Source organism: Stenotrophomonas sp. HMWF003, from assembly GCF_003061285.1.
GTDB lineage: Bacteria > Pseudomonadota > Gammaproteobacteria > Xanthomonadales > Xanthomonadaceae > Stenotrophomonas > Stenotrophomonas maltophilia_AP.
Genome location: NZ_QAIW01000369.1, coordinates 18,904 through 29,051 on the forward strand (window position 1 = coordinate 18,904; position 10,148 = coordinate 29,051).

9 protein-coding genes are annotated in these 10,148 nt (G+C 65.4%); 3 read left to right on the top strand and 6 right to left on the bottom strand.

From position 1 onward, the window contains the following. The 6 genes from DBR34_RS15240 to tssJ form a co-directional block, all read right to left on the bottom strand. Nucleotides 1-1,125, bottom strand: a 1,125-nt coding sequence (locus DBR34_RS15240; protein ID WP_128097429.1) for a LysM peptidoglycan-binding domain-containing protein, incomplete at its 3' end; no start/stop codon positions are given. A gap of 11 nt (nucleotides 1,126-1,136) precedes the next feature. Next, nucleotides 1,137-1,646, bottom strand: coding sequence for a hypothetical protein (locus DBR34_RS15245; RefSeq protein ID WP_128097430.1), 510 nt, complete (start codon nucleotides 1,644-1,646; stop codon nucleotides 1,137-1,139). Further along, nucleotides 1,643-4,507, bottom strand: coding sequence for a type VI secretion system Vgr family protein (locus DBR34_RS15250; RefSeq protein ID WP_128097431.1), 2,865 nt, complete (start codon nucleotides 4,505-4,507; stop codon nucleotides 1,643-1,645). The genes DBR34_RS15245 and DBR34_RS15250 overlap by 4 nt, the downstream gene beginning before the upstream one ends. A gap of 348 nt (nucleotides 4,508-4,855) precedes the next feature. Next, a complete protein-coding gene (icmH, locus tag DBR34_RS15255; RefSeq protein ID WP_181394032.1) occupies nucleotides 4,856-5,650 on the bottom strand; it encodes a type IVB secretion system protein IcmH/DotU in 795 nt (264 codons plus the stop codon). Next, nucleotides 5,647-6,981, bottom strand: a complete 1,335-nt coding sequence (tssK, locus tag DBR34_RS15260; protein ID WP_038687986.1) for a type VI secretion system baseplate subunit TssK — start codon at nucleotides 6,979-6,981, stop codon at nucleotides 5,647-5,649. Before tssK ends, icmH begins: the two co-directional genes overlap by 4 nt. Nucleotides 6,982-7,167: 186 nt before the next feature. Further along, nucleotides 7,168-7,728: a type VI secretion system lipoprotein TssJ gene (gene tssJ, locus DBR34_RS15265; protein WP_236546289.1), complete on the bottom strand. Its 561-nt coding sequence runs from the start codon at nucleotides 7,726-7,728 to the stop codon at nucleotides 7,168-7,170. Nucleotides 7,729-8,031: 303 nt separating this feature from the next. On the opposite strand from tssJ, the gene DBR34_RS15270 reads away from it, so the two are divergent. The 3 genes from DBR34_RS15270 to tssC form a co-directional block, all read left to right on the top strand. Next, nucleotides 8,032-8,655, top strand: coding sequence for a tetratricopeptide repeat protein (locus tag DBR34_RS15270; RefSeq protein ID WP_181394033.1), 624 nt, complete (start codon nucleotides 8,032-8,034; stop codon nucleotides 8,653-8,655). Between the two features lie 36 nt (nucleotides 8,656-8,691). After that, a complete protein-coding gene (tssB, locus tag DBR34_RS15275; RefSeq protein ID WP_038687988.1) occupies nucleotides 8,692-9,192 on the top strand; it encodes a type VI secretion system contractile sheath small subunit in 501 nt (166 codons plus the stop codon). Between the two features lie 3 nt (nucleotides 9,193-9,195). Beyond that, nucleotides 9,196-10,148: type VI secretion system contractile sheath large subunit (gene tssC, locus DBR34_RS15280; RefSeq protein ID WP_128097433.1), on the top strand; the 953-nt coding region annotated here is incomplete at its 3' end.

Sequence of the window (10,148 nt, forward strand, 5' to 3'; positions counted from 1 at the left end):
GTTGATCGACTGCCCGGGGCTGATCTTGTTGCGGTCCTTGATCGCCGGGTTGGCCGCCATAAGCTGGTCCACCGACACGCCGTGGCGGTCGGCGATGCCCGACAGCGTGTCGCCGCGCTTGATCGCATAGCTGTTTTTGGCGGCGGCTGGCGCGGCATCGTTGCCGGCCGCGCCGGACGCGCTGCCCTGCGGCGCCGGCCCGTAGATCCAGATCACCTCGCCCGGAAAGACCTTGTTGCGGTCCCGGATGCGGTTGTTGCTGACCAGCTCGTCCACGCTGGTCTTGAACTTGCTGGCCACCGTGCCAAGCGTGTCCTTTGGCTGGATCACATAGCGGATCGGCGCGCGCTTGGTCTCGCGCGGACCGCCGTCCGGGTTGTGTGGCTGCGAGCCGGCCAGCGCGGTCACCAGCGGCCGTGCGAACAGCAGCGACGTCGACGCCTGGTCCAGCACGAACTCGCCGATCTTGGTGCCCACCTTGCCGGCCTCTTCGGCGAACAGCTGCACCATCTCACCCGGCTTGCTGGTGATGAAGGCCGGCAGCACGCCATAGGCGTTGGTGGTCAGCTTCTTCTCCTTTCCGGTGCTGGTCTTGGCCACCACGGGGAAGGACGGCAGTGGCTTGGCGCCATCGGACAGCGACACCTGGGTGGCGTGCACGATCTTTTCCTTGCGGGTATCCGCATTGGCGTTGAAGCCTTCGTACTGCTCCATCGCCGCGACCATGCCGTTGAACTGCTCGTCGGTCATGTCCTTGATGACGGTCTGGTCGGTGGCGCCTGACTTCTTGCGCACGAACGCCAGGTACTTGGCCGTGTCGTTCTCGCCTTCCGGGGCGTAGGTGTGCATCGCGTTGTACAGCGTCATGTCGTTGTACTTGCGGCGCAGCAGGGCGCGCTTCTCCTTGCGGCCTTCCTCGACGCTGGAAAAGATGGCGAACTTGCCGCTGGCCGTGTCGGCCTGGCCGATCATGCTGACGTACTTGCCGCCTGGCCGCAGGTTGCCCGGGTTGTTGAGCAGCCACGCCAACGTACCGCCGGTGCGCAACATCTTGTCGCCGTTCGCAGCGGTGAATTCCACCGTGCGGATGTCCTTGTGAAATACCGCGCTGATGTACGTGGTCATGGGCTCGACGCTCAGGGGGACGGTGGCGCTGCCAGCGCCTGGGTGACGGTTTTCTTGCCAACGTTGCGGGTGCTGCGCAGCACGAACACCCAGCGGTCTTCGTCCGGCTGGCGCACCAGCTCATACCGCTTCACTTCCACGCTGGCGTTGTCGTCGTACGGCGTGTCCTCATACTTGAGTTGGGCCGTGGACAGCCAGGTCTTGCCGCCAGCCTGCACCACCCGGGCGTCGCTCAACGGGAAGTCCGCGGTCGCGGTGGTCTTGAACACGAATTCGCTGGGGACGGCGTCCGGCTTGGCCAGCAGCGGCACCTGGTTCCACACCGCGTCCTTGCCCTGCGGTTGCCACTGGAAGCTGTAGACGTAGAAGCTGTGCGCGTTGAAATGGTTGACCAGGCCCGAGTTCACCCGCAGCGTGCCTTGCGCGCTGGCGATGGTGGCTGTACCGGGCTTGTACTGCTGGGCCTGCGCCGGGGCGGCGGCGATCGCGGCGGCCAGCAGCAGATACGACAGGGTTTTCATGCGTGATCGTTCTCGTTGCCGAGCAGTTCAAGGATCTGCTCCGGGGTCAGGGCGCCCGTCTGCGCGGCGGCATCCAGCTCGCCGCGGTAGCGGTCGCCATCGGGGTCGTCATCGTTGTCGCCGTCTTCTTCCGGCGGCGCGCCGGTGGCGGCGGTGATCTTTTCCCACTTGTCCTCGCCGACCTGCAGGGTGAGCGTCCTGCCCAGCCCGTCGGACATCACGCGCGGCAGGCGGCCATCCTCGCCCACGGTGCCGGCGGCCACTTCCTTGTTGTCCTGGTCGACGATCCGGAAGGGCAGGTTGGTCCAGCCCAGGTCGCCGGCCAGCACGTCCGCGCCTTCCACGGCGAAGCGCAGGCTGTCGGTAAAGGCGAAGGTCTGGTCGGGCAGGGCGGGCACGGCGGCCGCGTCGCTGGCACCGCCCAGGAACGGATGCTGCCCGGCCTTGACGGTAAAGGTGCCGGGGCAGCTGAAGGTGATGTCCCCACCTTCCAGCGTGATCGCACTGTTACCGGCCTGCAGCACCACTTTCTGCTGGGCCAGCACGTCGATACGGTCGTCGGTAGCAGTGATGGTGATGGCCTGGTCGGCCAGCAGTTCCAGCTCGCCGGTGTGCGCCTGCAGGCTCACCGGCCCGTTGGCCGCGATCACCTTGATCGGGCCTTCCTGCGCAAACAGCGCGGTGTGTTCGCCGGACACGGTCGAGACGGTTTCACCGGCGCTGATGTGCAGGTCCTGCTGCACGGTCATCTGCAGGTTCTGCCCGGCATAGGCCACTGCACTGGCCGGGGTGGTCCAGATGATCTGCTCGGGCGACTCGGCCAACAGCAGGGCCGCGGCAAAGCGCTCCACCGGGTTGCTGCCCGGGGTACGGCCATCATCGGGCTTCATTGCCGACTGCCCGTTGACCTCGCCGTCGTACTTGCCGTCCACCTGCGGATCGATCTTCTCGCGCAGCTGGGTGGTGCTTTTCAGCGCCGTCAGGGCCGGCACGTTCTGCTGCTGCAGGGTGTCGTGCATGCCTTCCAGGCTGCGTTCGGCGCCCTTGAGCTGGGCCACGGCCTCGTTGCTGTCCAGCACCGTGGAGGCGCCATTGCTGCGCGCCGTGGTGGAGATCAGCAGGCCCTTGGCCGCGTGCACGTTGCTCCAGCCCTGGGTGGCCAGCTCGAAGCCCTGGCCGCGCAGCGCGCCGCGACGGGTGTCGCCGTGTTCGATCAGGTAGCCCAGTTCCAGCCGGCTGTCGGCCAGCGAGGTCTGCAGCCGCGTGCGCAGCTGCCCGGGCGTGTCATCGATCACCCACTGCTGGGTGCCGCCGCCATCGTGGGATTGGGTATGCAGGCCGCTGAGCACGCCCGGGTGCTGGGCCTTCTCGTCGATGCCGCCGCCAAAGGGCGGGGCAACCTCGCCGTTGTAGAGCTGGCCGGTGATGCGCGGCTGGTCGATGTCCCCGTGCAGGAACTCCACCAGCACCTCGCTGCCAATGCGCGGCAGGAAATGCGTGCCCCAGTTGGGGCCGGCCACCCACTCGGCCACCGGCACCCAGCTGCCGCTGGTCTGGTCGCCGGGCGCATGCCCGGTGAGCTTGCTGCCGGTATCGGTCAGCCCGCCCGGGTTGGGCGCGGTACCACGCTGCCAGCCGAACTGGATGCGCACCTGGTGCTCGCGATTGGGCGTGACCACGCTGTCGGCCACGCCGACCACGCGGGCGGTCTGTGGGCCGTGCAGGGTCGGGCGGTCCTGCGGCAGGGCGCGGATCGGGGCGTCGCTGGGCGCGGCCAGGAAGCGGTTGCGGTAGCTGCCGTTCTCCAGGGCAGACTCGCCGAGCAATTCGACGATGCCATGGCCCAGGTTGTTGACTGCCACATGCGCCACCGCGAGCAGCTGGAAGGTCTGGCCCTGGTGCTGCGGGTGCTGGGTGAGGGTGAAGCGGTTGCCGGCGGCCAGCACGCGCACGCTGCCGCTGCCCTGGAACAGGGTCATCGGCACGCGCAGCGCATCCAGGCGGGCCTGGGCTTCATCGTCGGCCGAGGCACGCTTGCCGAAGCGGCCGGCCCGCGGCTGCACATAGACTTCCAGCGCCGGCAGCTCGCCGGCCTCGGCCTGGCTCTGGCCGCTCACCGCCTGCAGCTGCTCGCTGTGCCAGCTGGCCACGCTGCTGGCGTTGGGCACCAGCTGGCGCTGCTCGGCAAACGCGGTGATGCCATCCAGGGCTTCGGCCATGTCGGCGCGGTGGAAGCGCTGCGGCCCCAGGTCGGTGAGCTCGGCGCCGGGCTCGAAGACCACCAGCGTGTGTGCGGCGGTATCGCCCTGGGTCTGCTCGATGCGCCAGGCCAGGCCGGCTTCGGCCAGCAGCCGGGTCACGAAGTCCCAATCGCTCTCGCGGTACTGGGTGGTGATGGCGCGGGCGGGCAGGGTGGACTGCACGTCGAAGCGGAATACCGCCTGCGGGTAATCGCCGAAGATCTGCTCGCAGATGGTGCGGGTGTCCAGGTCCTGGAAGATCACCGCGTTGCGGCGCAGCTCCAGCAGCGCCGTCCACGGCTCCAGGGTCAGTCGGTAGCGGGCCAGGCCACCGTCGCTGCCCAGCTGGGCCACCTCGGTGCACAGGCCGTGCCACTGGCGCAGGCCGCCGTCGGCTTGCCGCAGCTGCAGGGTCAGCGGCTGTTCCAGCCACGGGTCCATGTCCAGGAAGGCATCGGTGGACAGGCAGTCGATCTCGAAGCGGGTACTGCCGCAGACCGATTCCTGGCCGTCGAAGCGTTCGACCACCAAGTCCGGGGCAGGCCCCTGCAACTGGATCAGGCGCGCCTGTTGGGAAGGCGTGGCCAGTGAAGCCAACAACTGAGAGCGGGAGACATCCATATCGACGGGCTCATATCAGGGTTGTGATGACGCGTGAATCGGCGTGAGTCGCAACGCGCGCTTCGGTGCGGACGCGCGCGCCTGCCTGGCAACAGTAGCAAACCGTGTTGACAGGTCCTTTCACCGCTGGTTCCAGCACGCCCCCTGACGTGGCCTGCTGCACGGCAGGCAAAGGAATCCACGCATTCTGCTGCATACCGTGACGGGTCGTGCGATCGCGAGCCAGTAACGGTAGAAACTGTGACCAATATCTCTAAATCGACGGCGCACGTACATTGCGCAGGGCGGCATGCCGAACTGCGGGGCGCGACCCGAACGCATCGGGTCAACCCCCCTCTACTGCGTGGCTCAGGGCAGCGTGATGGTGATGTGCGCTGTACGCTGCGGCATCTGCACCACATCGTTGTACGCCGCCATCCGCTGCTGGGTTTCGTGACCCAGATAGAAGCGCAGGCCGAAGAAGCCGAGCAGGCCGAACCCGGCTACCAGAGCCGCAGGCATCCACAGCGGCACCACGCGGCGCAGGCTGTGGCGCACGTTGTCCGGCGGCAGTGCATGCGGCGCGAAGCCGTGGCGCTTGCCCTTGAGGTAGACGATCTCATCGCCCAGACGGGCGGTGAGGTAGCCGAGCTTCTCGGTGCCTTCCAGGCGGTACTTGCCTTCGAAGCCCATCAGCAGGCAGAAGTGGTACACCTCCAGCGACGGCAGGCGCGGGGCGCCCTGGCGGCGAAGCTCTTCAAGCCGGTCGAAGAAGTGCTCACCGGCCAGGTGCTCGCCGAACAGGCGCAGCTGCAGCGGGTTGCGCTCCCAGGATTCATGCAGCGACGACGGCTGCGACAGGATCGCTTCGTCCACCGCGGCGCAGAACGCGTACTTGGCGGCGTAGACGTCTTCGGAGGCGATGCCCATGCGGTTGGCATTACGCTCCACGCCGTCCAGGAATTTCTGCACGGTGGATACGAACGCTTCACCGTCGGAGGGCAGCTGCCCACGCTTGAGCAGCAACAGCAGGTAGAAGCCATCGGCCATCAGGTCCTGCAGGCTCTGCGGATTGGCCGCCTGCGGGGCAGGCGCGGCCAGGCCGCCATGCGAGCTCAGCGAGGGCATCGGGCCCGGGGTAGGGGGCAGGGGCGAATTCATCATGAGGTCACCGCGACAAGTTCCATTTTGAGGTCGGCAATACCGGACGGCACGTACACCATCAGCGACTGCGACTTGAGCATGCGCTCATACAGCGCGCCACGCGTATCCAGTTCGAAGTAGTGGCTGCCCGGGCGCACCGGGATCGCCGCCGGCACCTGGTTGGCGTGGGTGAGCTTGACGCCGGGCAGCGCCGACAGCACGCACTTCTCCACGTCGTCGGGGGCGCCGATCTTGAAGCGCACCGGCACCGTCTGCACCAGCTCCTGCGCGGGCACGTCGGCCGACACCGCCAGGTAGAACGAGGCATCGCCATCGATACGCTGCGAGTCCAGCCGGCCCAGGTGGTAGGACGGCTTGACTTCGTTGAGCGCGATCTTGAAGTAACGCGCCGAAATCACCGTGTCCAGCAGCGTGCGGATGATCTCGAACAACTGCCGGAAACCGGCTTCGGGCTGCGCGTGCAGGTAGCGCGGCAGATCGTTGAGCGCGTATGCATTGGAGAACGTCAGCATCGCCCCGGCCATGCGCAGCAGTTCCTGGTGCAGGCGTTCGGGGTGCAGCTGCGGGTGGTGGTACAGGTGCGCCAGCGAACTGAACGACGAGTTGATCGTGTGCAGCAGCCAGAACGAGGCGATGTCACCGGAGCGGAACTCGATGATGTTCTTCGACGGTTCGCGGTGCAGGCCATACAGCGCGTCCACCTTGGCCTGGAGCGAATCGAGGATGCCACGCAGTTCCCGGTGCAGGGTCGGCGAAGCTTCCAGGTGCGCACATGGCGGAATGAACTCGTCGTCGAGCTCGAAGCCACCGGTGGACGTGCGGCGGATGCGCGCCAGCGCCACGGTGGAATAGGGGTCGCGCGGGTTCTCGTCGGTCAGCAGCTTCACCGCCTTGCCGAGGAAGCCGAGTTCGGCTTCCACCGCATCGGTGTACAGATCGTTGGCGCCGCGATTGATCTGGCGATAGCGCGCCAGCTGGCTGGACTCCGCATCGGCGCAGTTGTCGCCGTCATCGCGCAGCAACGGCAGGGCGAGGTGGATCACCGTGGACTGCACGCCGGGCGGCAGGTCCTTCAGCGAAAGCGCATCGGGCAGTGCGTCGTGCACCGGTGCGTCGTAGCTTTCGCCATCGGGAAACACGGCCGAAATGTCCAGCGGACGCAGCGTGCCGCTGCCGAGTGCCTGCGGATCGAAACGCACGCGACGGCAGCCCCAGGCATAGGGGTGCAGCGTGAGTGACAGGTCCTGCAGACGCGCCTCGTGATACGCATCCTGGCGCTGGAAATGCTGGGGCCTCAGGAACAGACCTTCACCCCAGAGAACTTTGGACATCCTGCTTACATATGCCACATTTCAATCCTTGGAAATCTCGGGCCAACCCCGCCCGATACACACTAGGGTTCCACACACACTCCCAAGACAGGAATGTGAAAGTGCGAGATGCATCACGTTTTTGATGCCCGGCTACACAACAATACTACCGCATGCCGGGATTCTGACGTCAGAATGCAGGCATCTTCAACGAGGAGAGACGCAGCGCACGGAAGCGAGACTGCCCGGGTCCCCTGACACACGTGTGACCAGGGCCTGGCTGTCAGTGGTCAGTGCGCAGGCATGGATTCCCACCGTAATACCTTCGTTGGCCAGGTTCTTGTGCTTGCTGTCGAACGCGAACCGCCAGCGGCCTTCAGCTGGCGCGCGGAACAGGGCAACCACACCCAGCACCGCGGTCCCTTCACTCAATTGTTCCTTGAGCTCCTGGCGGTTGCCCGGGGTCAGTACGATCTCGTTGACCGACAGCAGGTCCGCACCCAGCGCGGCCTGCTCGCCACTCTGGTCCAGGAACGCATTGAAGGGCGCCTGTTCGAAGCGCTGCGCACTGCGCAGGTGGTAGACCTTCACCACCGCGGCGGTGGCGCGCTTGTCGTTGCCGGCGTTGAGATTGATGCCGGCGAGCAGGCGCAGCGGAACGACCGGGGGCGCTTCCGGTTGCGCGTCACGGATCCCGACCGCCTGCAGTGTCTTGTCCATGGCCTTGCCCAGCCCACCGCTGGCACAGCCGGACAGCGATAACGACATGGCCGTGACAAGACATATAAGAGTGTGACGCCCTAAGCAGAAATTTCGGCTCATGAGGGGTTTCATGCATTCTCGGAATGAGGATGGGGAATGGTGATCAGCAGGGCGTTGCGATGCCGCATGTACGTCAGGATCGCGGAAGACAGTGTGAAAAACTGCAACGTTGCATTGAAACACTCTATGCGCTTCACTATACCCCTGCGTATTTGCAGTTGTACACTTGCGGCGGTTAGGGAAGGGAATCCCGTGTGTTGTATCGGCGGGGACCGGACTCACCTTTAGAAGTTTCCATGAGGGATTGGCATGAAAGTGAAGGTAATGGGGAAGGCTGTCTATCGGCCGTTGTTGGCAATGGCGTTGCTGTCCAGTCTGGCGGCGTGTTCGTCGGCGCCGAAGAAGGGCGCGGTACCTCCGTACGAAGCAACGATGACCACCGCGGAAACGCAGGTCACCACGGTGGGTTCCGAAGCCGCCATCAAGAGCTTTGAAGACGCCGCGCGCGCCGATCCGACCCGCAAGGAACCGTGGGTGCGCATCGCGCAGCTGCAGTTCGACCAGGGCCAGTACGCACGTGCCATCGTTGCCGCCGAAGAGGTGCTGCAGCGCGATCCGGACGACCTGGTCGCCGATGGCGTCATCACCGTGGCCGGCTTCCGCATCGCCAACACCTCGCTGACGCGCCTGCAGGGCCGCGGCGCACTGGCATCGGAAACCGCGCGCAAGGAAGCCAAGACCCTGGCCGACACGCTGCGCAAGACCATGGGCGATGCCGTGCTTGAAGATCCCAAGCCGAAGCCGCGCACGCCGGCCCGTCGCACCGGCACCCGTCGCACCACCGCACCGGCCACGGCACCTGCTGCCGCGCCTGCCGCACGTCCGGCGCCGTCCAACGGCGGCGATCCCTTCCAGAACCTCGGCGGCAACTGATCCGTACGCAGTAACGCCCCCAGTCAGGAGACACCGATGGCGAAGAAGGACAGTATTCAGAAGCGGCTCCAGAAGATCCGCCCCCCGCGCGTGCAGTTGACGTATGACGTGGAAAAGGGTGACGCGATCGAACAGAAGGAGCTGCCGTTCGTGGTGGGCGTGCTCGGTGACCTGAGCGGCAACCCCGAGCAGCCGTTGCCCAAGGTCAAGGACCGCAAGTTCGTCAACGTCGACCTGGACAATTTCGACGAAGTGATGGAAGGCGTCGCCCCGCGCGCGGTCTATCGCGTCGCCAACAAGATCAGTGATGGCGGTGGCGAATTCGGCGTCGAGTTGAAGTTCAACTCGATCGACGATTTCCGCCCCGAATCGGTGGTCGACCAGATCGAACCGCTGCGCAAGCTGCTGGAATCGCGCACCAAGCTGGCCGACCTGCGCAACAAGCTGGCCGGCAACGAGAAGCTCGAAGACCTGTTGACCGATGTCCTGAACAACACCGAACAGCTCAAGAAGCTGGGCACGGGCAAGGAGCAATAAGCCATGGCAGCAGAAGCTACCGGTGTAGCCGAACAGTCGGCCGCGGCCGTCGAGGAAATCGGCCTGCTCGACCAGATCGTCGAGAAGAGCAAGGTTGCCAAGTCCGAGACCGAGCACCAGCGTGCCAAGGACATCATTTCCGAGCTGGCCAGGGAAGTGTTGGAAGGCACCGTGGTGGTGTCCGACAACCTCAACCTGACCCTGGATGCGCGCATCGCCGAGATTGACCGGATCATCTCCGAGCAGCTCAGCGCGGTCATGCATGCCCCGCAGTTCCAGCAGCTGGAAAGCACCTGGCGCGGCCTGCACTACCTGTGCCAGCAGACCTCCACCGGCCCGAACATGAAGATCAAGGTCTTCAACGCGCCGAAGAAGGACCTGGTCAAGGACTTCAAGTCGGCGATCGATTTCGATCAGAGCGCGCTGTTCAAGAAGGTCTACGAAGAAGAATTCGGCACCTTCGGTGGTGCGCCATTCGGTGCGCTGGTCGGTGACTATTTCATCGGTCGCCAGCCGGAAGACATGTACTTCGTCGAGCAGATGTCGCACGTGGCTGCTGCCGCCCATGCGCCGTTCATTTCGGCCGCGTCCGAGGGCATGTTCGGCCTGGAGACCTTCACCGACCTGGGCAAGCCGCGCGACATGGCGAAGATCTTCGACACGGTCGAATACGCCAAGTGGAAGTCGTTCCGTGAAAGCGAGGACAGCCGTTACGTGGGCCTGACCCTGCCGCGCTTCCTGGGCCGCCTGCCGTACAACCCGAAGGATGGCACCACCGTCGAAGGCTTCAACTTCGTCGAGGAAGTGGACGCTGCCGACCACAGCAAGTTCCTGTGGTGCAACACGGCCTATGCCATGGCCGCGCGTCTTACCCACGCGTTCGAGGATTACGGCTGGTGTGCAGCCATCCGCGGCGTCGAAGGCGGTGGCCTGGTCGAAGACCTGCCCACCCATAC

What these genes read in the sequence shown, in the direction of transcription:
- DBR34_RS15245 (WP_128097430.1), bottom strand. Translation starts at nt 1,646, where the DNA reads ATGAAAACCCTGTCGTATCTGCTGCTGGCCGCCGCGATCGCCGCCGCC.
- DBR34_RS15250 (WP_128097431.1), bottom strand. Translation starts at nt 4,507, where the DNA reads ATGGATGTCTCCCGCTCTCAGTTGTTGGCTTCACTGGCCACGCCTTCC.
- icmH (WP_181394032.1), bottom strand. Translation starts at nt 5,650, where the DNA reads ATGATGAATTCGCCCCTGCCCCCTACCCCGGGCCCGATGCCCTCGCTG.
- tssK (WP_038687986.1), bottom strand. Translation starts at nt 6,981, where the DNA reads ATGTCCAAAGTTCTCTGGGGTGAAGGTCTGTTCCTGAGGCCCCAGCAT.
- tssJ (WP_236546289.1), bottom strand. Translation starts at nt 7,728, where the DNA reads ATGTCGTTATCGCTGTCCGGCTGTGCCAGCGGTGGGCTGGGCAAGGCC.
- DBR34_RS15270 (WP_181394033.1), top strand. Translation starts at nt 8,032, where the DNA reads ATGAAAGTGAAGGTAATGGGGAAGGCTGTCTATCGGCCGTTGTTGGCA.
- tssB (WP_038687988.1), top strand. Translation starts at nt 8,692, where the DNA reads ATGGCGAAGAAGGACAGTATTCAGAAGCGGCTCCAGAAGATCCGCCCC.